The organism is Thermoanaerobacter uzonensis DSM 18761, from assembly GCF_900129115.1.
Lineage (GTDB): Bacteria > Bacillota > Thermoanaerobacteria > Thermoanaerobacterales > Thermoanaerobacteraceae > Thermoanaerobacter > Thermoanaerobacter uzonensis.
The window spans coordinates 1-24868 of record NZ_FQUR01000015.1; the positions used below are offsets into that span (position 1 = coordinate 1).

Here is a 24868-nt window from a genome sequence, read left to right on the forward strand (position 1 = left end):
TGCAAAATATCTCCTTTACGAAAGTTTGTCTACAGTCTGAAAGGCCGTAAGATGGCCTTTTTATTTTGTTTGTTCATCTTTTTTGTTAAAATCTGAAGGAGAAGACTTTGTCATTTTAGACTTTCCTTCAAAAATAGCTCCCTCTTCAATTATCAAATTTTGAACTTCTATATCTCCATAAAGTTTTCCAGTAGAAGTAAGTTGTAATTGACCTTTTGCAAATATGTTTCCCTTTACTTCGCCTGAAACAATTATATTATCAGCTGTTATATTAGCTTCTATTTTTGCTGACTCACCTATTACAATGTTGCCTTTTGTTTCTATTTGACCTGTAAAATTACCATCTATCCGTAGAGTGCCTTCTGATTTAATTGTACCTTCAAAAGTTGAATTTTTTCCTATGACAGTGTCAATTTTGTCAGGATTAACTTCTACAATCTGTTCTCTTTTTTGAAACATATCAATTCCCCTTTGCAAGATATTTCATTGGATCTATAGGATTACCATTTACTCTAACTTCGAAGTGAACATGAGGTCCGGTGCTTCTTCCGGTATTTCCCGATTTTGCTATTATATCGCCCCTTTTTACGCTTTGACCTACTTTGACAAGTATTTCAGAATTATGGCCATATACAGACTCAATTCCATAACCATGGTCTATGATTACTGCATTACCATATCCTGTTAACCATCCTGCATATGTAACCACACCTTTTCCAGCGGCTTTTACTGGAGTTCCTACAGGTACAGATATGTCAATTCCAGGGTGAAATTCACTTCCATATCCAAAAGGAGACTTTCTCATTCCAAAAGGAGAAGTTATTGTGCCATATACTGGATAAGCACTGGGTATTGAATTCAAATAATCAAGTCGGGCTGCTACTTTTGAAATAAGGTCTTGTAAACTTTGTGTTTTTTGATCTATTTGTGAAATAAGCTCGGCAGTCGTTTCATTATCATAGGAAATGTTAGCATCGGATCTACCGTTTCTTGACACACTGCCACGGCTTGTAGCAGGAGTTGATAATCCAACCATGCGCCTTACTTTTTCTTCTAATTCGTTTAAGCCTTTAATTCTTTCACTGACCAGTTGAGCATTTTTATCTAACGTAGCTATTTTTTTGTCTTGTTCTTCTTTAACGGAGGTTAGTTGTTCGATTTTTTTATCTTTTTCTGCTATCATAGTGTATAGGTAAGTGGTTGTTTTGCCAAAATAGACTAAAGAAGCTGTAGCAGCCATAATTATTGAAAAAGCCACTATTGCTACTGTTTTTATAAGGGGAATAGAGATTTTAAAGCTTTTGATTTGTTGATTTGAATCAGGAATAATCATAATATTGAGGTATTTCTTTTTTTTCTTTTTCATTTATACCCCCACCCTAAAAAAATGGACAACTATATTTATTCTATATAAAGGTATCAAAATCCTGCTTAAAAATCAAATTTTAAATTTTTATAATATTATGATAAATTATTTTAATTTAATTTACTTTTGTGATATAATCAAAATGTAATTTATAGAAGTGGAGAAATTGAGGTGAAGTATGAAAAAAGGAATTATTTTAGGAATTGTATTGGGAATAATAGCAATAGTTCTCAACATTATAGTAAATGGTTTTTTTACTTCATTCGTATATTATAGCAATTATCTTTTTTTAATAGGAGTTTGTGTAGGATTATTAGGGAGTGCATTGTATATTTCCTACTGGATCAATGATTTAAGACTTGTCAAAAAAATTTATTATAAAGAAGAACTACCAGAACGGCGAGAGGAGATAAAATTTATGAAGATATGGGGAAGTTATCTTGTTATGGCCATGTTAGTAATGTGGCTTTTGTCTTTGCTAGTTGCCTTAGTTGGAGAAACAGTTATAGGTATAAAATAATCGGTGTGGAGAATACTACTATTTGAAAAGAGCTACAGGAGGTGTTGGGATGGGGAAAAGAATAGCAGTAGAAAGTCAGCTTTCCAATATTAAAGAGTATTTAAAGCAAAAAGGATATGAAGTTGTAGAATTAAAAGAAACTCTTTCAGAAAAAAGCAATTTAAATGTCTATGATGCCATAGTTATAACAGGGCAAAGTAGAAATATGCTAGGCATAGATGATATTTTGTCAAAAGTTCCGGTGATAGATGCAACAGGAATGACTCCTTTTGATGTAGAGGAAAGTATAAAAAGATTATAATTACAGGTGGTGAATTTTGTGGTAAGTGCTGAACAATTGAAAGCTGTAGGGAGAAGTTGTGAGGATTTTGAGTTAGATCCATCTCGCTATGGAAATAATTTGACTATGTCTGTGTCTTTACAAGAAAGAAGTTGCGAAATATGTCAACATTGGGATGAGAATAAAAAAATTTGTAGAATAGGGGTTTTTGATGAAGTTTTATCAAGCCTTGATCAGACTTAAATCTTGAAATGTCAAAAGGATTTTTTTAAACTTTGTAGAATATAATATATTTATAAGACTAATTTAAGGATGTAAGTGTGGGATTGAAAATGAGAGTAAAAATTTACAATTTAACAATAAAACGCGAGAGGAAAAGCTCTCGCGCTTTTTGTTTTATTGCGATGAAGAATTAACGTAAAAAGGAGGGGTATTATGGGAAAGGTCATAATAGATGGTAATAATCTTACAATAGAAGATGTAGTGCACGTAGTAAGAGATGGCTATAGAGTAGAACTTAGCAATATTGCTGAAGAGAGAGTACTTCATTCTAGAAAAATAGTAGAAAAATATGTAAATGATGAAAAGGTAGTTTATGGAATCACGACGGGTTTTGGGAAATTTAGCGATATCGTAATTTCTAAAGAAGATACAGAAATTTTGCAAAAGAATTTGATTATGAGCCATTCTTGTGGAGTAGGAGAACCATTACCAGAAGAAGTAGTAAGAGCAATTATGCTTTTGAGGGTAAATGCTCTTGCAAAAGGTTTTTCAGGAATAAGTCTTGAAACTTTAAACACGTTGATTGAAATGTTAAATAAAGGAGTAACTCCTATTATACCTGAAAAAGGATCTTTAGGAGCAAGCGGAGACCTTGCACCTTTAGCTCACATGGTTCTTGTGATGATAGGAAAAGGTGAAGCTTTATACAAAGGTGAGAGAATGACTGGAGAAAAAGCAATGAAAGAGGCAGGGATTAGTCCAGTTGTTTTGAGTTCAAAAGAAGGTTTAGCATTGATAAATGGTACTCAAGTTATGTCAGCAATAGGATGCTTAAATGTATATTATGCTAAAAGACTTATAAAATCTGCTGATGCTGTATCTTCCATTACTTTAGAAGCTTTAAGAGGAATAATTGATGCTTTTGATGATAGAGTCCAAATGGTGAGGCCTCATAGAGGTCAGATGATCACTGCTAAAAATATAAGAAAAATGTGTGAAGGAAGTACTCTAATAACGAGGCAGGGAGAAATACGGGTTCAGGATGCTTATACCCTAAGGTGCATTCCACAAGTTCATGGAGCTATAAGGGATGCTATTGAATATGCGGAAGAAGTACTCATAAGGGAAATAAATTCTGCTACAGATAATCCTTTAATTTTTCCTGACGATGGTGAAGTAATATCTGGTGGTAACTTCCACGGTGAACCTATTGCATTAGCTATGGATTTTTTAGGTATTGCAGTTTCTGAAATTGCTAATATTTCTGAAAGAAGGATTGAAAGGCTTGTAAATTATCAATTAAACGACCTTCCTCCTTTTTTGACTGAAAAAGGGGGACTAAATTCTGGTATGATGATAGCTCAATACACAGCAGCTTCTTTAGTCTCAGAAAATAAGGTTTTGGCGCATCCAGCTTCTGTTGATTCTATACCATCTTCTGCAAATCAAGAAGACCATGTGAGTATGGGCACTATTGCTGCGAGAAAGGCAATGGAAATAATAGAAAACGCTACAATGGTTATAGCAATAGAGCTTATGGCAGCTTTGCAGGCACTGGAGTTTAGGAAAGGTTTTAAAAAAGGGAAAGGATCAGAAGTAATATATGATTTAGTAAGAAAATACGTTAAGCCGTTGGAAGAAGATAGGGAGCTTTATATTGACATAAATGCCTGTTTTGATATTATAAAATCAGGTAAAGTATTAGAGGTCCTTGAAAAAGAAGGTATAATATTAGAATAAAGGTGATTTTGTGAATAGGATAAAACAATATTTTAAAGCTAAAAGAGCTAAAATTTATGAAAAAGATTATCAATTTTTACTTGGGTTCTTAAATGAAAAGGAGTTAGAATATTTTAATAAATTGCCTGTTTATGAAAAAAGGCATTCATTAGATGTGTGTTATTATCTTATTAATAAATACGGAATAGAGGACCAAGACCTTTTAAAAGCGGCTCTTTTTCATGATATTGGGAAGATAAAAGCGAAAATTACTCCTGAAAGAAAAGCAATGGCAGTGATTTTAGAAAAGATACCTTTTTTAGCTAAATTCATGGAAAAACATATTTACTTTTTGAAAGTCTATTATAATCATTCTGAGTACAGTGCAGAAATTTGTAGGGAAATAGGTTTTAATGAAAGAGTAATAGACATTGTAAGGAATCATCATGGCAAAAATCTTATAGATGAGGATGCTATAAAACTTCAAGAGGCAGATGAAAAAAATTAAAGATAGAGTTTTTCTCTATCTTTAATCATTTATATGTATAAACCTATAAATCACTCTTTTATCCCATCCTAAGTCAAAAGGTACATGGTATCTATCGGAAGTATGTGTATTTACAACAGGTATTCCCATAGAATCAAAGCCTGTAACTACTCCAAAGTGTACTATTTCTCCCTTTTCTTGATAGCATATAAGGTCACCTTTTTCAATTTCTCTTATAGCTCCTTTTGGGTGCTGTTCAGTAGGTTTTACCATATCTAAATAATATCCTTTTGCAATTAATTTACCTTTTCCTGTATAAATGAGATAGTTAAAAAGAGCGGGTGCTTGTGCCCAAGCGGTGGAAGAGTCTTTTCCATTAAAATTCCATACATAGTCCATAGGAAGGCCTCCTCCTTCGTGTAATACTTGAGAGACGAAATTGGTACAGTCTCCTCCTACACCATTGTAATCTCTATATTTTGGGTTGTACTCGTAGTTATTTCCACTTCCCCAAGCAGCTCCTGCGTATTTGTCAGCATAAGCTACTGCTCCTTCTCTGTCGTATTTACCCTTCTTTTTAGGCTTTGCTTCTTCTTTACTTTCTGGTTTTGAAGTAGTAGGTGCAATTTCAGGCATTATGCCTTCAGCAGGAGCAGCATCTATATAGGCGGAGTCTTCGTCAAGAGGGTCATAGTACCAATCTCTTCTTATAAGCCATTCTCCATCAACTTTTACAAGTTGTACAGAATGTCGTATACCTAATCCCATGTAATTTATTACATCACTTTTTATGTTGTAAGCGTATCCCATTTTCATAGTTTCCACAAGGTAAACCCATACGGAATTTTCACCAGCTTTTACACTTTTTATTCTGTAAAAAGATTCTGCTTCTGTAAATTTAAGATTTCTTTTTTCTGACCATCCTTTAACGTATTCAACTCGCCTCCTTTCATGGTCCAATGCCCATTTGCCATACGTGGAAGATTTGTCATAAAAGCCTTCTATTTCTTTTAAGTTTCCACTTAAAAGCGCACTTCCTCTTTTTTTAAAAAATTCATCCAATACAGTTTTTATCTCTTCTTTGTTGTCTGCAACTGTCTTTATAGTTTTATTGAAAAAGGAAATGGAAAAGTAAGTTAAGAAAATGAGTGCCAATAACAATAAAGTTGGTTTGAGATATTTTTTGGTGTCCAATTGCTCTCCTCCCTGCCAATGTAATTCAAAATAATAATATGAAGGTTAAAAGTTTTTTAATACTATATTTATTGGCAAATTTTGAACAATTTTATGTTATAATAGAAAAGTGAGAAAATGGAGGTGTAAAACTTGATAGAATTAAAAGGTGTTTCAAAATCATATAACAAAGGTAAAATAAAAGCTGTTGACAACATTGACCTTGTTGTAAATCCTGGTGAAATATTTGGATTTTTAGGTCCTAATGGGGCTGGCAAAACTACCACGATAAAAATGATAGTAGGCCTTTTGTCCCATGATACAGGAGAAATTAAAGTAGACGGAATTGATATCGACAAAAATCCTATAGAGGTCAAAAAGCGAATAGGATATGTTCCAGACAGCCCTGATATTTATGACAAACTGACAGGTATAGAATATCTCAATTTTATTGCAGACGTATACGGGGTATCTGAAAAAGAAAGGAAAGAAAGGATTGAATATTTTGTTGAAGCTTTTGAGCTAAAGAATGCTATTGGAGACCTAATACAGACATATTCCCACGGAATGAAGCAAAAAATTCTCCTTACAGCCGCACTTATTCACAATCCTTCTGTTTGGATTTTGGATGAACCAATGGTAGGATTAGATCCGAAATCAGCATTTTTACTCAAAGAGTTGATGTCAAAGCATACAAAAGCAGGTTTTACTGTATTTTTCTCAACTCATATATTGGAAGTTGCCGAAAAGCTCTGTGATAAAATAGCAATAATAAACAAAGGCAAAATAATAGCTTATGGTACTATGGAAGAAATAAAGAGCCAACATGAATGGGAATCTTTAGAAAAAATATTCTTGGAGTTGACAGAAAAATGAGGAAGTTTTTATCGCTTTTAAGAACACAAATGAAAGTTTATTATGGCATTTCCGCGATGAGATACAAATATTTTGTAAGAAAGAAAGATTTATGGGAAATAGTGCTTGCCATATTTGGAATAGCTGTTGGCGGTGGAACATTGCTTTTTATGTACATAATGTATTTAAACAGCATGTATGTAGCAAGCATGGTAATTAACCAGCCTCAGCTTATGCCTGTGACAGTGCTTCTTTTAGCTCAACTCTTGACATTGGTATTCGGCTTTTTTTGGACTATTTCTGTGTTTTATTTTTCTGATGATATAAATATTTTGCTTCCTCTTCCCATACAGCCTTATAAAATAGTTTTGTCAAAATATAGTATAATTTTATTGAATGAATATGTTACATTGGCATTTTTAATGCTACCAGCAATCTTTATATATGGCATTGGTACGCAGGCAGGAATTTTATACTATCTCGTTTCATTTATTGTATTTATATTTACACCTATTATACCTCTTTCTATTGCGGCAATTGCTTCTGTTTTAATTATGAGATTTGTAAATTTGAAAAGGAAAAAGGACTTGTATACAGTTATAGTGAGTATATTAGCGCTAATTTTCTTCTTTACAATACAATTTTTTATCAATCGAATTCCTCAAAATGGAGAACAACAGGCAATAGAAAATTTTATTTTGCAAAATGCTAACCTTGCAAAGATGATATCTAGAAGTTTTCCTCCTGCTTTATGGGGAGCAGTTTCTATGACGGATTATAATACTTTGTCGGGGTTTTTAAATCTTTTGATGTTTATCGCTGCATCAATAATATTTACAGCTATTTTGGCTGTTTCTGCTCAAAAAATGTACTTAAAAGCTGTAATTTCAGGGCAAGAGGTTGAAGCAAAAAGAAAAGAAGTTTCATTGAAAAAAGAAATAGTGAGGTCCAGCCTATTGAAGGCACTATTGTTAAGGGAATGGAAGCTTTTTATAAGAATTCCTGTATATGCCATGAATGTGTTGCCTGTGGCTATAATTATTCCCTTTGTATTTCTTGTTTCTTTTGTGGGGAATCCACAAATTGGACTTGAAATGGCTATAAAATACACCTCAGCTCCTGACGGCTGGTTTTGGGTTTCGATGATAGGGCTTTTCTTTTCTCTTTTTGTAGCAGGAAGTAACAGCCTTTCCTCTACTTCCTTCTCTAGGGAAGGAAAAATGTTTTACATATCAAAGTTGATGCCTGTAGACCCTGCAATACAGTTAAAAACAAAATGGATTTTTGGTACAATCATTACAATAATAGTTATATTTCCTACATATGTATTGAGCTGGTACATTTTTAAGATACACCTTTTAAGTATAGTAATACTGACTGTTTTAATGCTTATAGGAATTTCAGCAGTAAATATACTAAGCCTTTTGATAGATGCTATGAAGCCCTCCTTTGAATGGGAAAATCCTCAAAAGGCTATGAAAGGGAATTTAAATGTGCTTTTGAGCCTTATTCTTACTACTATTTTGATAGGGTGCATTGCTGGAATTGTGCTGTTATTAAAAAAATTATACGTTTCTGAAATAATAATAACTTTAATAATAGGGATTTTGCTCATTTTATTAAACTTATGTGTTTATTTATTGGCAAAAAGTGCTGTAAAAAAGCTGTACAAAGGAGAATGAGGGAGGAAGAAAAAATGAGTAAAAAAGCATTAATAGGATTGATTGTTATAATCTTGATAATTAGTACCGTTATTGCATCCATTTTTCTTACAATGTCCCAAGAAAATAATAGTGTGCCATCGGCTTCAGACACAATAGGTGTTATAACAATTGAAGGAGTTATAGGGGAGACTACGAACATATTGGAGATTCCACAAGTTACAGGGGATCCAGTCGAGCAGATAAGAAAAGCTCAAGAGGATAACAGTGTAAAGGCAGTCGTTGTCAAGATAAACAGCCCTGGTGGTTCTGCAGCAAAATCTGTAGAAATATACACAGAGCTTAAAAGGTTAAAAGAAACAGGGAAAAAAGTGATAATTTCAATGGGGGATGCGGCTGCGTCAGGAGGATACATGGCAGCTTGTGGAGGAGACATAATAGTTGCAAATCCAGCTACAATAACTGGAAGCATTGGGGTTATAATGCAGTATACAAATTATGAAGGGCTTTACGACAAATTGGGATTAAAAGAGATAACAATAAAAAGCGGACCTTACAAAGACATGGGTTCGCCTACAAGAGACTTAACTCCGGAAGAAAAGAAAATATTACAAGGAGTCATAGATGATACCTATGAACAGTTTGTAGAAATTGTATCTGAAGGGAGGAAAATGCCAGTAGAAAAAGTAAAAGAATTAGCAGATGGCAGGATATTTACAGGAAGACAGGCAGTTAAAGCTGGTCTTGTGGATAAATTAGGGGATTTCTATGATGCTGTAGATATCGCTGCAAAAGAGGCTGGGATTAAAGGAAAACCTGTTTTGAAGTACTACACAGCCCCCAGCCCGTGGAGTATACTTTTTGGAAATACAGCACATAGTACTTTGCAAGAGAGAGGACTTCAAATATTAAGAGTTTTATTTATTGACAAGTGGCTTTTAAATTCAAAGTAGCTCACAAAGGAACCGGACAAAGGGGACGGTTCCTTTTGTCTGATTTAAAAAGAGTGCATTTCTATCCAAGAGGTAACCCTTCTATTTACTTCCTCCCATTTTATATTATTCATAAAGGCCTCTATATAGCTTTTTTTATCAGTGCCGTAATCTATAAAATAGGCATGTTCGTAAGTGTCAAGGACCAGAAGGGGAATCGCTCTTGATACTATGCCGTGGTTGTGGAAGTCCTGAAGGTAGTTGTGAAGCTTTAAATCTATAGGGTCAAAGCAAAGGACAGTCCACCCTCGGGAAGCCATTCCACAGGCTATGAAGTCCTGTCGCCAGCTTTCAAAAGAGCCAAAATCAAGAGCAATCATTGAGGCTATTATGCCATCAGGTATGCCACCTGCTCCACCTAAGTTTTCAAAATATAACTCGTGAAGTTTTACTCCATCTAAATTGTAAGTCTCTTCTAGTTTAAGTTCTCTATATTCGCTATAGCTGGCATTTGCCTTTGAACGGTCAACTGTTTTTAATTTTTCGCGTATTTCGTTTGTCTTTTCTACATATCCATTGTATAACTTGTAGTGTTCTTCAAGAGTTCTTTGGGATATTCCTCTTAAAACTAGATTATATTTTTTTGCTACAAGCTTATCCATATTATGCCTCCTTTTGAATATCTAATTTTAGCATATGAAAAGATGTATAATTAGTGCATAAAAAAATTTATACCAGACTGTTGGCAAAATAAAGAAGTGGCATTTTGTGTGTAAATGCGACTTGTTGTCAAAGCGGTAACTAAACTTGGTGAACTTGAGGAGCAAAGGCGGGGCGAGCAAAGCAAGCGGCCACCTGAGCCTGAAAGGCGAATTGGCCGGTACCCCGCCTGAGCCCGAAAAGTGAGCCTTAGTTTAGTCGCTTTGCAACTCCGGAGCATTAACACAAAATGCCACTTAAATATGAAGGACTTTGTCAACAAATTGTTTATACTATTTTAATTTATCGAGTAACTTTTGGTACAATCGGACAAAAGGAACCGTCCCTTTTGTCTGAAGTGTGTGGTATAATGATAGTAAAGGGTAGTTTAGGAGGGATAGAAATGGATTTAAAAGAGATTTCAAAGCAGTCAGAGGAGGTCATAGAGGAGTTACTTGACATAACGAATTTAAAGCCGGGGAGTCTTTTTGTCTTGGGTGGAAGTACAAGTGAAATATTGGGCAAGAAAGTGGGAACTGCAGGAAGTCTTGATGTGGCAAAAGCAGTGGTTGACCCAATTTTAGAGGCAATACGTAAAAGGGGTTTATACCTTGCAGTGCAGGGCTGTGAGCATATAAACAGGGCTCTTTTAGTAGAGGAAGAGGCAAAAGATAAGTACGGGCTTGAAGAAGTAAATGTCATTCCTCATGAACATGCAGGGGGGTCAATACAAACCTATGCTTATCAGCAGTTCAAGAATCCTGTAATGGTAGAAAATTTGAAGGGTTTGGGACATGCTGGGCTTGACATAGGACTTGTCCTGATTGGAATGCATTTGAGACCTGTGGTTGTACCTGTGAGATTGAGTCGGAATAAAATAGGTGAAGCTACAATTGTCGCAGCAAGGACAAGGCCTAAGATGGTAGGAGGAGAAAGGGCAAAATATAAAAAATTATAAAAGGCACGGGAGGCCGTGCCTTAAGTTATTTATTCAATTGAAGATATCTTACTATTACAGCAGCAGCCTGGGCTCTTGTTAAAGGCTGTTGAGGTTCAAAGTATCCATCTGAACCATTCATTATTTTAAGACCTGATACTATAGCTATATATCCTATCATGTCTTTAGGTATTTTATCATTGTCTTTAAAGTTTATTATAAATATATCTGGGATATCGGCAATATAACCAGCACCTAAACTTTTTACAAGCATTTTAGCTGCTTGTTGTCTTGTGACAATAGAATCAGGGCTTTTTTCTTTTTCTGTTATGATATTTTTATTTATTGCTATGGCATAGTAAGTATCATAATCATCTGAGTAACTTGGCATGGTGTAATAATAGTCAGGCTGTATTGCTTTAATGAGTATTTTTATAAAATCCTTTTGGAGGATATCTTTATTTGGATAAAATTTGTCTTCTTTTACATCAATTATTCCGTATTGTACCAAGAGATTTATATCTTTTTCTGCCCAATTCCCTTTGATATCAGTAAAATTAATTTTAGATTGTTTTACTACGGGTTTTCCAGAGTAATCTATAATTTGGCCAGTTTTCGCATTTATATAGTTAAAAAAGTTTGATTGATAAACTAGTTGTATTGTTGGAGGTTGATCTGGAGATTTATAGTCAGAGTCAGGGATGTACATTAATGTAAATTCAGAGTTGTCAAACATTATTTTGTAAGCTTCCTCAAGGCTTATTGTATTTTCTGCAGCAGGCAATTTTACAGAAGTCCAATTTATAGAATATGAAACTATGTCACCTGTATATTGATTTACATTGACGTTTATATTATTGAAGGGACACAAAATTCCATTTGATATTTCTACATATCTGAATGGATATGATGGCCAATCAATCATTTTGTAGTTTTCTTCTTGATATGCTGTTTTGCTGAACTTTTCAGGTATTATTTTTTTAAGGTAATCTTCAGCGATTTTTCGCATCTGTTCTTTGGTGTAGGAAGGTTTTTTTCCTTGCACATTGTCCATATCGGGATTTCCTATTGAAAAAGAAATTAATTCACCTGTAACTGCATCAACAGAAGCATTTACATAGTAGTATTTATTGTCTTTAGTTAAACTCCAATTAAGACTCCATATAGGATTTGATTTTGCAGGGGGATAATTATTGTTACTATATAAGTTTACACTGCTTAATTTATAATCGCTTATTGAAAAAGGAATGTTGTTTTTAACCACTTCAATAGCTTTGTCTTTTGATATGTATTTTTCAGAGGCTTCGATTGCTTTTTGCTCTTCTGGGGAGAATTTTTGTGAAGATTCTGCTCCTACATCTCCGCCACGACCACCGTACATTGGCATATAATAGTTATCACTTGTTTTTATTTCTCCTGTAATAGCATCAATTGGAGCATTTTGGTATATACCATAGACTAAAATTGCTTGAGGTTCATCGCCATATACTTGGTCGTAGACTAAGTTGTATTGAAGTTTTAAACCTATTTTTTCTTTAAATATTTTTATTGCTTCTTCCTTAGATATTGCGGCTTTAGGGTCAGGGAAGGTATAATTTCCCCAAGTTAATGAATAAGATGTTACTTTTAAAGTGTTTTTATTTACTGTGACGTTTAAAGAATTATACGGGAAAGGTATATCATTTACTATTCTTTCAAAGGAAAAGTTATAGTCATAAGAATAGTCATTGTAACCATAGCTATTAATAATTTGTTCTTTTGTTTCTTTAAATTTTTCAGGAGCAATTTTTTGTAAGAATTCAATTGCTACTTTTTTTGCTTCATCCTGTGTATATTTTGGAATTCTCGTCTGTTTTTGTAAAACAGGACTCCAACCATAATAGTTTGTAATCTCACCTGTATCAGCATCTATTGTGACGCTTATGTTTCCTTTTGAAGAAGAATTCCAATTGAGAATCCATGATTTTGTATTACCATATTCATAGTAGTTAGAGCTAAAGTCATAGCCATTATCACTTATGTCTAATTTTGTTTTTGCTATTTCAATGGCCTGTTTTAAACTTATCTTAGTATCAGCTTGTGCCTGTACAGTGTTTGGTGTTACTATAAGTGTAAACAGGAAGACAAGGGCAATTGCGATGGAAATAAATTTTTTCATACAAGAAACCTCCTCCTTTAGTTTTTTCATTTTATTAGACGTAAAAAAGATAAAAAAGTTCCCAGAAAAATAGAAAAATCATCTTCCTCTTAAAATATTCCATATATTAGGGTCTTCTTGACCTAATCTCCACACGGCTATACCGGATAGTTTATAGCTGTCTACTAGAGATAATTTTGCAGAAAAACTTTTTGAATCTTCAAACCATACTGTGTGGATTTTTCCGTCCAGTACATAGGTGTAGGTGGATTCTTGAGCGGTTTGGTCGTATATTATAGTTACTCCTAAATTTTTTGCTAAGTCCACAGCTTGTTGGTATGTTAGAGTTCTTGGGTAATTTACGCCCTGTGTCCAATCATACCCATAAACAGCCATTCCCAGCCATATTTTTTGAAGTGGTATGACTGTTGTAGCGTAATTTAAAACATTTGTTACAAAACCTATAGAGGCGATGGGACCAGGTTGTGAAAAATGTTCATCATAGGCTAAAATATATACTTCGTCGGCATATTGGGCGATAAAGGAATATTGAAAAGCGCCTGAAAAAGGATGCCTTGGATTGTCAGCCAGTTCTGCTGGGACAGAAATTGTGACAATTCTACCTATGGGTTTTAGGGTAATGTATAGGTCATGTATAAAAATGTTTAAGTTTTCCCTGTCTTCAGGAGGGACGAATTCAAAGTCTATATTGACTCCTGGATAATTATTTGTCTCAGCTATATTTCGTATGTTTGAAATTAAATTATTTCTGAGAGCTGGTATTGAAAGTAAATCGTGTATTAGTTGAGACTTTTTAGGGTCTGAATAGTTGTGGATTATGGCATAAATAGGTAAATTGTTGTCAGAGGCAATTTTTTTGACGTCAGTGGAAGACATGTCAGCGAGAGTTCCATCTTCTTTTACCCCGTACCAAAAAGGGATGAGGGTTGTTATATCCTTTGCATGGGCCTTCAAATCATCGATAGCACCGGGAGCTATATCAAAATACCATTTGTTATCCATTATTACACCTCCAAAGTTATTTTTTATAAAAATTTTTTTATTTTGACTTTATACTTTCATAATATGTATAATGTTTTATAGAGTGAAATAAAGGAGGCAACGATAAAAATGAAAAAAAGAACGGGAATTTTAGCTAGTGCAGTTTCTCTTATATTTGTGGGAATTTTGTTAATTTTGTTGAACTTTAATGTGTATGTGCCTTATTTTATTTATAAAATGGTATGGCCTGCCTTTTTTATTTTGCTAGGGTTGGAGTTAATATTTAGCAATAAACTCTATGGAGAAGAAAATAGTAGCATTAATTTAGGAGTCATATTATTGGCGATTTTGATTTTAATTTTTACAAGCAAACTTTTTTATTTAGATCCTTTAAGTATCATCAATTTTTGACAGTTAAAGCAGTAAGGAAAGAAAAAATTTATCTGTAAAGCTGTAGAGATAGTAAATTTAATAAATTAGATTGGAGGACAAAATATGGGTAGAAAATTGTACAGGTCTAGGGAACAAAAAATGTTAGGAGGAGTTTGCGGGGGAATAGCGGAGTACTTTGATGTTGACGTGACTTTAGTAAGGCTTATTTGCCTTTTGGCTATATTTAGCGGTTTTGGATTGATTCCATATATCATTGCGTGGATAATAATACCAGAAAATCCTTATCAATTAAAAGGAAAAATTATAGATGAAGAGCCTAAAACCGGAGAGCAACAAGATAACGCAGTAGAAACAGAAGATAAAACCAACAAAGCAAATGAAATTTTAGGTTGGGTTTTAGTGATTTTGGGAGTATTGCTTTTATTAAATAGATTATTACCTTGGTTGAGTTTTAAAATTATTTGGCCGGTTTTGCTGATTATAATTGGTTTAGGGATTTTATTTAAAAAAACATAGGGAGCATGTGCTCCCTAATCTTTTTGCTGTTCTTGGTTGCTATTTGCTATATTATTATTTTTTTCATAATTTAAAAGCTCTGATACAGTTACAAAACTATAACCTTCAGATTTTAGTTTTTCTATTATTAAAGGAAGTGCAGCTAAAGTATTAATTTTTCCTTCATGCATGAGAATTACTGAACCGTTTTTTGTGTGACTTATCACCCGATTGACTACACTTTCTACTGCTGGGTTTCGCCAGTCATCTGGATCTACATTCCATAAAACAACATGAAGTCCCAATGCATCTGATATTTCTAAAAGAGTTTTGTTAAAAGCTCCATAAGGAGGTCTAAAGAGTGTAGGTTTTATTCCTGTAGATTCAACGACAATTTTTTGTGTTTTGTAAAGTTCCTCTACCATTTGCTCTGGCTTCATTTTCGACATATTAAAGTGGCTGTAGGAATGTAGTCCAATTTCATTGCCATTTTCAAAAATATATTTTAAAAGGTCAGGATGTTTTTGAGCATTTTTGCCAATGACAAAAAATGTAGCTTTTACTTCCATGCTTTTTAATATATCAACATATTTCTCTGTATATTCTGGTATCGGTCCGTCATCAAAGGTAAGAGCGACTACTTTACCTGCACTTTTGTTATAACCAAAAACTCTTTTATTAAAAGGGATAGGAGGCCCAAAGAGTTTTTCTATCTCGGATTTATTGAGCAATTTGAATATGAAAGTACTTATGCCATAATCTTTATCTAAATTATCAATTTGAGGAGAGATATTTTCCTCATGTGGCCCATTTGTAGTATCACTTACTTTAGTGTCTTTTGTAGTATTAGGGTTTACAGAATTTTGGTTTGAAGAAGTTTGTTTAGAATTATTTTTTTCCTGATTTTTGGTAGTATTAGGTTGTTGTTGCAGTGGGGAGGAACTTTTTTCTTTGTCAGATGGTGTGTTCCAAATTTTTGTGGTAGAATTTACTTGTACATATCTATCCTCAAACATATATTTATAGGCAAAAGCTGCTGAACCAATGAGGACTAACATTAAAAACACAATTATAAGTGTATAAATTATACTTCTATTTTTTTGGCGGAGTCTTCTTGGGGCCATATAATCATCTCCCTGTTGCTTCAATTATACTATTTAAACTGTTATCAATTATTAATAATTAATTAATTTTATGTTACAAATTTGTAACATTTAGAGGAATTAATTTTACTTTTGAGGTTTATTTTAATTATTTTTGATTTCTATATTATAGACGTAACAGGAATGACAAAGTTTCAAAAAACATGACAAATTATTACTACTTTTACCATACGTCAAAAAGGTTAAGTTTTTTAATTATATAATATAAAAAGAAGATTATTAGGAGTATTATAATTCCTCCGACAAATCCAACAGATTGTTTTGGTGTTAACAATGTGGAAGACAATACTATCCCTATCAGCATTATTGTAAACCATTCTTTTTTTGAAGATGAGGTATTTCCCATGACAGGTTTGTATTTTATAAATGTGTAGAGTATTATTATCCAGTTGAAAAATTGTACAAATCCTGTAGCGCTTGTTATGTACTCGTAGACGTCCTTTGGTAGTATGTAAGAAAGAATAACTGCTATGAAAAGCCCAAAACTACTTAAGGCAAGAGCATATATGGGTACATCTTTTTTTGTTTTTTTTGTTAAAAAAGTTGGAGCAAACCTGCCTTGCCCCAAAGAGTAGAGAACTTGTGTTACGGCATACATTGCGCCATTCATTGTAGTTAAAGCTGCAGTAAGTATTACAAAATTCATTATTGAAGCTATAAAGGGAATTTTGGTAAAGGACAAAAGTTTTATAAAGGGGCTTTCGTTAATGGATATGGTGTCCCATGGTATTATCATTAGTAATAGGGTTATTGAGGAAATGTATAATATTGTAAGAAATAAGACTATATATTTACGAGCTATTGGAGTATATTTTTGAGGATTTTTCGTTTTTACTGCTGACATTGCTACAACTTCTACACCGCCAAAGGGGATCAGTGACATGAGCATTGCACCTAAAAATCCTTTTATACCGTGAGGTGCAAATCCTCCATGAGCATAAAGATTTTTAATTCCTATAGTAGGAGTCTTTGTAAAAAAGCCCATTATTGTAAGAATTCCTACTATGACTATAATAAATAAAGATACTATCTTTATGGTAGAAAACCAGGATTCAATTTCTCCAAAGTTTTTAGTCCCCATTAAATTGATACCTATAACTAGTATAGAATAAAAAAGTACAAAAATCCAAAGGGGTGTTTTTAGGAACCAATATTTAGTAAATATAGCTGATGCAGTTACTTCACTGGACATGATGAAAACTCCTGCTGTCCAGTACACCCATCCGCTTAAAAAACCTCCAATATCTCCCAAAACTTCTTCTGCGTATACTCTAAAAGTCCCCTCTACCGGTTTATAAGTAATCATTTGTGACAGTGCATAAAAAACTTGTGACATGATAAAAGCTGATACAATGTAATTAAGTATAATAATAGGGCCGGCAGTATGAATTGCAATGCCACTGGCTAAGAAAAATCCTGCTCCCAAAATTCCTCCAACGCCAATAAGAACTAATTCGTTGACAGATAGTTCACCTTTTTCCATATTTACACCTCCGCAAATTGTTAGTATTATTATTGGCAAATTAGTGTTAGCTTATTATTGCAAATTTAATTATTCTATAGTAAAATTCGATATTATAAGTTGAAGGAGGTGCTGCATGAAATACAAAATTTTTACAAAAAAAGAAAGAATGCTCTTATATTTTTTGATATTATTATTTTACACAGTGCTTTTAGTGAGTTTTTTTGATGTTTTTATTGATATAAACGAAAAAAGGATTCATATACTTGATACTTTGGTTGAGTGGTTTTTATATGTTTTTTTAGTGATGGTATTTTCGGGATTTTTGCTATCTTTGGCTAATTCTTTTCACGAATTAAATGAAGACCGCTTGATATTGAGATTTGGAATTTTAGGATTTATGCATATAAGATATAGCGATATATCTGCGATTTCAAAGTATAACGAAAAAGACATTCCTTTAGGGGGAATGCGTATTTTGAAAAATACTTGTTATATGGCTTTTGCTAAAAGAAGTCTTGTTAAGATAGAATTAAAAAAGAAAGTTCGAGTATATTATTTATTCTTTTTCAAAAGATGGGTGGACACTGCTATTTTTTCTGTAGAAAAAAGAGAAGAATTTATAAAAGAGTTAAATAAGAAAGCAGGGAAAATGCCTCAATAAGGCAATTTCCTGCTTTAAATTACTTTCCATCCATTGATTGCAATATATTTTATGCCTAAAATACTTTTAAGTTCAATTGTTAAATTTTCTAATTCCCTTTCATATATTATTTTGTCTACATATACATTAATTTTGTCAACACCTACAATATAGTATTTTTCTTGATTTTTTGGAATACCAATAAATACTTCTGGGGTGAGGTTAGGCTCTATACAGCAATTTTGGATATCATGATATTTAATGTATATATTGCCACCTTTTTTGAGTATATATTCTTTTGCAGCTTTAGTGATTTTCAAATAAAACACTCCATTTCGAAAGCTACTTTAATTAAATACACTTGCTTCAATTGCCTCTTTTGTGAGCTTTCCTTTTTTAAGCCATCCATACCATTTTACTACAGAATCTATTATAATGATTATTGTCAGTAGTATTATTGCGAGCGAAAGTACGACAAGTAGCATGTTACCTTTTGGAAGGTAGTTGGTAACTATATTTAAATATGCAGCGTACAAAGTGGTTGCAGCTACGAATATGAAAGGAATTAATGTTATCCACATGTATTGAGGTTTTCCTTTTCTAATAATGACAGTTGTTCCCAAAGCCAAAGCTATTGCTCCAAGTAATTGGTTGGAAGTTCCAAACAAAGGCCATATTGTTGAAATGTTTCCACCATATACTAAGTAACCCCATGCAAAAGACATCAAGAAACTTGTCAGAATTATCCCTGGCCACCAATTCCTATCTCTTAAAGGTTTGTATATTGCTCCACCTGCTTCTTGTAACAAATATCTTCCAATACGAGTGCCTGCGTCTATTGTAGTTAAGATGAATAATGCTTCAAATAGTATTACAAAATGATAGAGATAGGCACCGAGATGCTCTAAAAAAGGAATTTTAGAGAAGATAAATGTCATACCTACACCAAGAGTTACTGCACCCCCTGGTCTTCCTGCTACATTTTCTCCAACTAATTGGGATAGAACTGGTAGGTCTACAACTTTCATGCCCAACTTTTGAAAGACTTCAGGAGTTACATTTATGGCGAAATAATCAGCAGGAATCAAGCTTGTGGCAGCGATTAAAGCCATCATTGCAACAAAACCTTCTGCTAACATTGCTCCATAAGCTATAGGCAGTATATCTTTTTCGTTTTTTATCATTTTAGGCGTTGTTCCAGATGACACAAGAGAATGAAAACCAGATAAAGCTCCACAGGCTATTGTTATAAACACATAAGGCCATACTTTTCCAGGGATTATAGGACCTCCTCCTGAAACAAATTGTGTTACAGCAGGCATTCTTATAGCAGGATTTACAATTATGACTCCTATTGCAAGAAGAAGCATTACACCTAATTTCATATAGGTGCTTAAATAATCCCTGGGTACTAACAAAAGCCATACGGGTAATACTGCTGCAATGAAACCGTAGCTAGCCAGTATTACAGTCATTTCTTTTTGGTTAAATGTTAAATAACTGGCTAAAGCTGTGTGTTCAATGTATGGACCTGCTACAACGGACAATATCAAAAGAGTCACACCTATTATTGTTGCTCCTTTTACATCGTCAGGTCTAATCCATTTCATGTATATTCCCATAAATATTGCTATGGGAATTGTGGCAGCAACTGTAAATGTTCCCCATGGGCTGTTGTACAAGGCATTTACTACAACGAGTGCAAGACCTGCCATTGCAATCACAAGTATGAAAATAACAGCTATAGCAGTTGCTACTCCTGATACTTTACCTACTTCTTTTCTGGTAATGTCTATTATAGAAGATCCATCATGCCTTACAGAAGCGAAAAGTATTACCATGTCGTGAACTGCTCCTGCCAGTACTGCGCCAATTAAAATCCACAATGCTCCTGGCAGATAACCAAATTGTGCAGCAAGTACTGGTCCTACAAGAGGTCCTGCACCGGCTATTGCAGCAAAATGGTGACCAAAAAGGACCCATTTGTTAGTTGGAACGTAGTCATAGCCATTTTCCAGTCTATAAGCAGGTGTTGTCCTGCTTTCATCAAATGCTAAAACTTTGGCAGCAATGAAGGCTCCGTAAAATCGGTACGCTAAAGCGTATACACTTGCTGCTATGATGACTAATACCATTGCACTCATATAAGAACCTCCTCTTTTTCATAGATTTCAATATAACTTTAACACAGATTTTAAACGATTTCATTTAATCTAACATGAAAAGAAGAAATTAAACTATAAAAAGAAATATATATAGATAAAAAGAAAAAACAGGGTTAATTATCCCTGTCAAGACCCAGCAAAAGTTTTAGCTCTTTTATTTGAGATTTACCTACAGGTATTTGGGTTTTTTTGTTGTCATCCATTACCACCCAGTAAGTGCCTTTAAACCAAGGTAAAATTTCTATTATTTTATTTAAGTTTACAATGTAACTTTTTTGAATCCTAAAAAAGGCATTTTCTTTAAGCTTTTCTTCAAGGCTTTTTATCGTCCCTTTATATATAAAGTTGTCATTTTTTGTTTTTACCATAACGTCTCCTTCATAGGCTTCTGCAAAAATTATTTCATCTAAATCGATAAGTTTTATTCTTCCTTTTTTTTCAACAGCTAATTTTTCTATTTTTTTGTTTTCGAGTTCTAAGGAGGGATTATATTGTTGCTTCCAGTCCGTATCTTTATAAAAGGTTCTTATTTTTTCCAATGTCTTATATAACCTATGCTGACTTATTGGTTTTAAAAGATAGTCAAGGGCTCCTATTTCAAAAGCTTCTATTGCATGTATATCATAAGCGGTTACAAAAACCACATAAGGCAGTTTCCCGACAGAAGATATATGTTTTGCTACATCGGAACCGTTTATTTTTGGAATGTTTATGTCGAGAAATACTACTTCAGGCTTTAACTCTTCTATCAATTTTAGCGCTGCAAGACCGTTGTCAGCCTCTCCTACAATTTCTATGTCTTCATACTCACTAAGAAGATATTTGAGTTCATCTCGTGCAGGTGGTTCGTCGTCAATAATTAACGCTTTCAACTTCTTCATATACATCATCCCTTTTTAAGTAAGCTTTGGGTATTTTAAAAGAGACTTTTGTGCCAATGTTTTCTTCACTTTTAACTACTAGAGAACATTCTTTACAAAATATAGTAGTAAGCCTTTCATTTACATTATAAAGACCGATTCCTACTCCATTGCCAAAACCTTTTCTCAAAAGATTTTGCTGGTCTTGTTGTTTTATTCCTATTCCATTGTCTTCTACACAAAAGCTAATGTAGTCTACTTCGTCTTTTATTTTAATTTTGATAGTTCCCCCATCACCTTTTGGAAGGATACCGTGTTTTACCGCGTTTTCAACTATTGGCTGAAGAGTAAAAGAGGGCATAAAATAGGACAGTACACTTTCCTCAATGTCTTGTTCTATGTTTAGTTTATCTCCAAAGCGAGCTTTTTCTATATATAGGTAAGCATTGATGTTGTTTAACTCTTGCTCAATAGTAACATACTTTCCTATATTTTTTAAGTTGTGTCTAAAATATTCGCTTAAATTTATTAAAAGTTCTCTTGCTTCATCAGGTTTTGTTCTTATAAAAGATATGACTGTATTTAAAGCATTAAACAAAAAGTGAGGATTAATTTGAGCTTGTAAAGCGTTAAGTTTTGCTTCAGCAGCTAATTTTCTTTGGTATTCCGCATCAGCGATTTCAAGCTGATAAGATATTAAATGTCCCAATCCTTTAGCGAGTTCAATTTCTGTATTTGAGATGACATTATTTCTCGATTTACTTCCTCCTTTGTAGAGTTTTAATGTTCCTACCAATTTATCGTACTTAAAAAGAGGTACAACTACAGCAGAGGATAAAGGACAATCCTCATGGGAACATCCGATTTCTTCTTTGGATTTAGCTATGCGGATTTTTTTAGTTTTTAAAACTGCTTTTGTTGCTTGCGTAAGTATTGGTGTACCAGGTTTATGGTGGTCTGAAGCGATACCTACATGGGCTAGAATTTTCTTTTTATCGGTTAGTGTAACAGCCGATACATTTGTGGAATTGTATATTATTTCAGCTGTTTTTTGCGCTGACTCTTCGTTTAGTCCTTTTCTTAAGTAGGGAAGAGTTTTGGATGCAATTTCAAGGGCGATCTTTGCTTGCATGGCAGAGATTTGTTCTTTTTCATCAAATACGGATTTGATTATTACCATAAATACAGCAATACCTGTTGCATTTACTATCATCATAGGTAATCCTATAATATCTACCAATTCTAAAGCTTGGGAAAAAGGCTTGGCAGTTGTTAAAATGATTAACATTTGTACAGCTTCACCTATAAATCCTGCTACAAATGCCAATTCCCAAGGGACATGTTCCCCTTTATAATATTTTCTTATAAGTCCACCAGAAAATCCTTCTAAAATGGTGGATATACCACAAGACATTGCTGTAAAACCGCCTAAAAAAAATCTGTGAACTCCTGCTATTAATCCTGCACCTAAACCTACTAAAGGGCCTCCTATTAAACCTGCTACCATTGGACCTACCACTCTTGAGTTTGCAATAGCGTCTTTTATAGGTACACCGACGTAAGTTCCTGCAATACCTATTACCCCAAAGATGACCATAGTCAAAAGAAGGTCTTTTTTTGTAACGCGGCTGTTATAGATTATTTTTTTGAAAAATTCCGCTTTAGAAAGCACAAAAGCTAGAAGAGCTATTATGCTAAACCTTTCTGCAAGTATTATCAGAAGCTCATACATATTTATTCACTCCATTATCAAAAATTTTCTAAATTAGAAGGATAAAGTAATCAACATGTCGTATTATTAATATACATCTTAATTATATTTATTCTACAGAAATAACTTTTTTCCTGCAACACATATTTTCCATATATTGCATCTTAATATTTGGGAACAAGTTTTATTTTTTTACGTCTAAATTAAATGAAAGGGAGGTTAGAAGGTGGGACAGGAGGAGTTGTTGGAAAGGGCAAAAGCTGGAGAGGTGGAGGCTTTTGAAATTCTCACAAGCGAGCATCAAAAGTACATATACAACGTGATATTAAAAATTGTTTTTGATAAGGAAGAAGCACTAGACCTCACTCAGGAGACGTTACTTAAAGCATATTTAAATATAAAAAAATTTAAAGGGAATAGCAGTTTCAGGACATGGCTTTATAGGATTGCTATAAACTGTGCTATAGATTATTTAAGAAAAAGAAATGTGGAAAGAAGTAATTTTAGAAAGATAGAAGAATTTGAAAATGAAGTAAAAGATTTTGAAACTCCTGAAGAGGTGGTAGATAAAAAATTAACTGCAGAAATTGTAATGAAGGAAATAAACAAACTTCCTCTAGACTATAAAGTGGTTTTGATTTTAAGAGATATAGAAGGTTTAAACTATGAAGAAATATCCAAGATAATGAATTTAAACTTAGGCACTGTAAAGTCTCGCTTGTGGCGAGCAAGGAATCTGCTTAAAGAGAGAATAAAGTCTTTGCCAGAATTTTTATCATTAGACGAAAGGAGGCAAGTATGATGGATTGCAAAAGGGCACTTCAGCTTATACACCGATATATAGATGGTGAATTGGATGCAGCACAAAAGGAAGAATTAGAAAAGCACATAGAAAGCTGTGAAAGTTGCAGAAAAGAATATCAACTGGAGAAAAATATAATAGAAAGTTTAAAAAATACGCCTCCTTTAGAACTACCTGAAGATTTCAATAAAAAAATACACGAAAAGTTGGTTAACCAGAAAAATATTTTAGAGAAGAAAAAAGAAAGGTTAAAAAAGACGTTAACAGTAGCAGTTATTGCAGCTTCTTTCATACTTATGACAGTATTTGTAGTAAATATTTTTAAATTTGATAAATCTTCACGAATAGAATCGAGTGCTCCTTTAAACAATATCAAAATGACTCAAAGTGCTGATTTGTCTAAAAAGGAAGGAATTAATAATGAAGGTAATATGTTTTCAATTACTGGTCAAAGAGGATTGCCAGCAGGAACTTCAAGGAAAATTACAAAAAATGCAACTGTCTCCTTAGAAGTAGAAGATGTTAACGTATGTTATGATAAAGTGTTTAAATTGGTAAAAGAAGCAAAAGGCTTTATTGAAAGTTCCGATGAAACAGTATTTACCGATGATACCAAAAGGATAAATCTTGTTTTGAAGGTGCGGGAAGATAAATTTGAAAGTGTGATTTCTCAGATTAAAGAATTTGGTAAAGTAACAGCTTTAAGAATAGATAGTAAAGACGTTACAGACCAGTATTATGATTTAAAAGCAAGGCTAAAAAACTTAGAAATAGAGGAACAAAAACTTCAAGACATTATGAATAAGGCTCCTACAGTCAAGGAAATGCTTGAAGTAGAATCCGAAATAAACAGGATAAGAAGCGAAATAGAATCAATGAAAGAACAGTTAAAAGTATGGGAAAATCTTACGAGTCTAGGAACTATAAATCTTTCAATAAAAGAGGTTTCCAGGATTGAGAAATCTTCGACTCTAGGTTCTTTTAGGGAAATCGGTAGAGAGGCAAAACAAGCTTTTGTAAATAATGTAAATTTTTTAATGTTTTTTATAAAGAAGTTGATAATAATATTGGTGATAATTTTGCCTTATATTGTCCTGGTTTTAATCGGTTATAAAGTGTATATCTATATCAAAAAGAGAAGATGACAATTTACATCTTCTAAGCTTGTTGACAAAGTCAAAAAT

General features: G+C 33.4%; 26 protein-coding genes. 14 read left to right on the forward strand and 12 right to left on the reverse strand.

Features of this window, described 5'->3' with window-relative positions:
- Positions 1-60: 60 nt before the first annotated feature.
- Together BUB32_RS09230 and BUB32_RS09235 are read right to left on the reverse strand one after the other, a co-directional pair.
- A complete protein-coding gene (locus BUB32_RS09230; protein WP_042832706.1) occupies positions 61-459 on the reverse strand; it encodes a bactofilin family protein in 399 nt (132 codons plus the stop codon).
- A gap of 1 nt (position 460) precedes the next feature.
- Positions 461-1366 carry a M23 family metallopeptidase gene (locus tag BUB32_RS09235; RefSeq protein WP_072969131.1) on the reverse strand — a complete coding sequence of 302 codons (906 nt, stop codon included), beginning with the start codon at positions 1364-1366 and terminating at the stop codon, positions 461-463.
- 178 nt (positions 1367-1544) lie between these two features.
- On the opposite strand from BUB32_RS09235, the gene BUB32_RS09240 reads away from it, so the two are divergent.
- From BUB32_RS09240 to BUB32_RS09260, 5 genes are all read left to right on the forward strand, one after another.
- Positions 1545-1886: a hypothetical protein gene (locus BUB32_RS09240; protein WP_072969132.1), complete on the forward strand. Its 342-nt coding sequence runs from the start codon at positions 1545-1547 to the stop codon at positions 1884-1886.
- A gap of 49 nt (positions 1887-1935) precedes the next feature.
- Positions 1936-2187, forward strand: coding sequence for a YkuS family protein (locus BUB32_RS09245; RefSeq protein ID WP_072969133.1), 252 nt, complete (start codon positions 1936-1938; stop codon positions 2185-2187).
- An 18-nt stretch (positions 2188-2205) separates the two neighbouring features.
- On the forward strand, positions 2206-2409 hold the full coding sequence (locus BUB32_RS09250) for a hypothetical protein (RefSeq protein WP_072969134.1): 204 nt from the start codon (positions 2206-2208) through the stop codon (positions 2407-2409).
- Positions 2410-2601: 192 nt separating this feature from the next.
- Complete coding sequence (gene hutH / locus BUB32_RS09255) at positions 2602-4128, forward strand: histidine ammonia-lyase (RefSeq protein WP_072969135.1); 1527 nt, start codon at positions 2602-2604, stop codon at positions 4126-4128.
- Positions 4129-4138: 10 nt separating this feature from the next.
- Positions 4139-4615 carry an HDIG domain-containing metalloprotein gene (locus BUB32_RS09260; protein ID WP_072969136.1) on the forward strand — a complete coding sequence of 159 codons (477 nt, stop codon included), beginning with the start codon at positions 4139-4141 and terminating at the stop codon, positions 4613-4615.
- A gap of 21 nt (positions 4616-4636) precedes the next feature.
- On the opposite strand, the gene BUB32_RS09265 is transcribed toward BUB32_RS09260, so the two are convergent.
- Entirely contained in the window at positions 4637-5788 is a 1152-nt protein-coding gene (locus BUB32_RS09265) for an amidase domain-containing protein (protein ID WP_072969137.1), read from the reverse strand.
- Between the two features lie 132 nt (positions 5789-5920).
- Between BUB32_RS09265 and BUB32_RS09270 the strand changes: the two genes are divergently transcribed.
- From BUB32_RS09270 to sppA, 3 genes are read left to right on the forward strand one after another with little or no spacing between them, the layout of a single operon-like run.
- Complete coding sequence (locus BUB32_RS09270; RefSeq protein WP_006570218.1) at positions 5921-6643, forward strand: ABC transporter ATP-binding protein; 723 nt, start codon at positions 5921-5923, stop codon at positions 6641-6643.
- A complete protein-coding gene (locus BUB32_RS09275; RefSeq protein ID WP_234949263.1) occupies positions 6640-8304 on the forward strand; it encodes a putative ABC transporter permease subunit in 1665 nt (554 codons plus the stop codon). The genes BUB32_RS09270 and BUB32_RS09275 overlap by 4 nt, the downstream gene beginning before the upstream one ends.
- A gap of 14 nt (positions 8305-8318) precedes the next feature.
- Complete coding sequence (gene sppA, locus BUB32_RS09280) at positions 8319-9236, forward strand: signal peptide peptidase SppA (protein ID WP_072969205.1); 918 nt, start codon at positions 8319-8321, stop codon at positions 9234-9236.
- A 44-nt stretch (positions 9237-9280) separates the two neighbouring features.
- Here sppA and BUB32_RS09285 read toward each other — a convergent pair whose 3' ends face one another.
- A complete protein-coding gene (locus BUB32_RS09285; RefSeq protein ID WP_072969139.1) occupies positions 9281-9877 on the reverse strand; it encodes a superoxide dismutase in 597 nt (198 codons plus the stop codon).
- 440 nt (positions 9878-10317) lie between these two features.
- Between BUB32_RS09285 and BUB32_RS09290 the strand changes: the two genes are divergently transcribed.
- Positions 10318-10872 carry a TIGR01440 family protein gene (locus BUB32_RS09290; RefSeq protein ID WP_072969206.1) on the forward strand — a complete coding sequence of 185 codons (555 nt, stop codon included), beginning with the start codon at positions 10318-10320 and terminating at the stop codon, positions 10870-10872.
- Between the two features lie 25 nt (positions 10873-10897).
- On the opposite strand, the gene BUB32_RS09295 is transcribed toward BUB32_RS09290, so the two are convergent.
- The gene (locus BUB32_RS09295) at positions 10898-13009 is read right to left on the reverse strand and encodes an S-layer homology domain-containing protein (RefSeq protein ID WP_072969140.1); all 2112 of its coding nucleotides are present in this window, start codon (positions 13007-13009) and stop codon (positions 10898-10900) included.
- A gap of 78 nt (positions 13010-13087) precedes the next feature.
- The gene (locus BUB32_RS09300) at positions 13088-14011 is read right to left on the reverse strand and encodes a glycosyl hydrolase family 18 protein (protein ID WP_072969141.1); all 924 of its coding nucleotides are present in this window, start codon (positions 14009-14011) and stop codon (positions 13088-13090) included.
- Between the two features lie 108 nt (positions 14012-14119).
- Here BUB32_RS09300 and BUB32_RS09305 point away from each other — a divergent pair, with 108 nt between their 5' ends.
- Together BUB32_RS09305 and BUB32_RS09310 are read left to right on the forward strand one after the other, a co-directional pair.
- On the forward strand, positions 14120-14401 hold the full coding sequence (locus BUB32_RS09305; protein ID WP_072969142.1) for a LiaF transmembrane domain-containing protein: 282 nt from the start codon (positions 14120-14122) through the stop codon (positions 14399-14401).
- A gap of 84 nt (positions 14402-14485) precedes the next feature.
- Positions 14486-14899 carry a PspC domain-containing protein gene (locus BUB32_RS09310; protein ID WP_072969143.1) on the forward strand — a complete coding sequence of 138 codons (414 nt, stop codon included), beginning with the start codon at positions 14486-14488 and terminating at the stop codon, positions 14897-14899.
- Positions 14900-14913: 14 nt separating this feature from the next.
- Here the strand turns inward: BUB32_RS09310 and pdaB are convergent, their stop codons facing one another.
- Together pdaB and BUB32_RS09320 are read right to left on the reverse strand one after the other, a co-directional pair.
- Entirely contained in the window at positions 14914-16002 is a 1089-nt protein-coding gene (pdaB, locus tag BUB32_RS09315; RefSeq protein ID WP_072969144.1) for a polysaccharide deacetylase family sporulation protein PdaB, read from the reverse strand.
- Positions 16003-16204: 202 nt separating this feature from the next.
- Positions 16205-17524: an amino acid permease gene (locus BUB32_RS09320; RefSeq protein WP_072969145.1), complete on the reverse strand. Its 1320-nt coding sequence runs from the start codon at positions 17522-17524 to the stop codon at positions 16205-16207.
- Between the two features lie 115 nt (positions 17525-17639).
- On the opposite strand from BUB32_RS09320, the gene BUB32_RS09325 reads away from it, so the two are divergent.
- On the forward strand, positions 17640-18167 hold the full coding sequence (locus BUB32_RS09325; protein ID WP_072969146.1) for a hypothetical protein: 528 nt from the start codon (positions 17640-17642) through the stop codon (positions 18165-18167).
- A gap of 14 nt (positions 18168-18181) precedes the next feature.
- Here BUB32_RS09325 and BUB32_RS09330 read toward each other — a convergent pair whose 3' ends face one another.
- From BUB32_RS09330 to BUB32_RS09345, 4 genes are all read right to left on the reverse strand, one after another.
- Positions 18182-18475 carry a CC/Se motif family (seleno)protein gene (locus BUB32_RS09330; protein WP_029687870.1) on the reverse strand — a complete coding sequence of 98 codons (294 nt, stop codon included), beginning with the start codon at positions 18473-18475 and terminating at the stop codon, positions 18182-18184.
- An 18-nt stretch (positions 18476-18493) separates the two neighbouring features.
- Positions 18494-20290: a carbon starvation CstA family protein gene (locus tag BUB32_RS09335; protein ID WP_072969147.1), complete on the reverse strand. Its 1797-nt coding sequence runs from the start codon at positions 20288-20290 to the stop codon at positions 18494-18496.
- Positions 20291-20424: 134 nt separating this feature from the next.
- The gene (locus tag BUB32_RS09340) at positions 20425-21192 is read right to left on the reverse strand and encodes a LytR/AlgR family response regulator transcription factor (protein ID WP_072969148.1); all 768 of its coding nucleotides are present in this window, start codon (positions 21190-21192) and stop codon (positions 20425-20427) included.
- The gene (locus BUB32_RS09345) at positions 21164-22903 is read right to left on the reverse strand and encodes a sensor histidine kinase (protein WP_072969149.1); all 1740 of its coding nucleotides are present in this window, start codon (positions 22901-22903) and stop codon (positions 21164-21166) included. The genes BUB32_RS09340 and BUB32_RS09345 overlap by 29 nt, the downstream gene beginning before the upstream one ends.
- Positions 22904-23108: 205 nt before the next feature.
- Between BUB32_RS09345 and BUB32_RS09350 the strand changes: the two genes are divergently transcribed.
- Positions 23109-23684, forward strand: a complete 576-nt coding sequence (locus tag BUB32_RS09350; RefSeq protein WP_029687866.1) for an RNA polymerase sigma factor — start codon at positions 23109-23111, stop codon at positions 23682-23684.
- Positions 23681-24829, forward strand: coding sequence for a DUF4349 domain-containing protein (locus tag BUB32_RS09355; RefSeq protein ID WP_072969150.1), 1149 nt, complete (start codon positions 23681-23683; stop codon positions 24827-24829). Before BUB32_RS09350 ends, BUB32_RS09355 begins: the two co-directional genes overlap by 4 nt.
- The last annotated feature ends 39 nt before the right edge of the window (positions 24830-24868 follow it).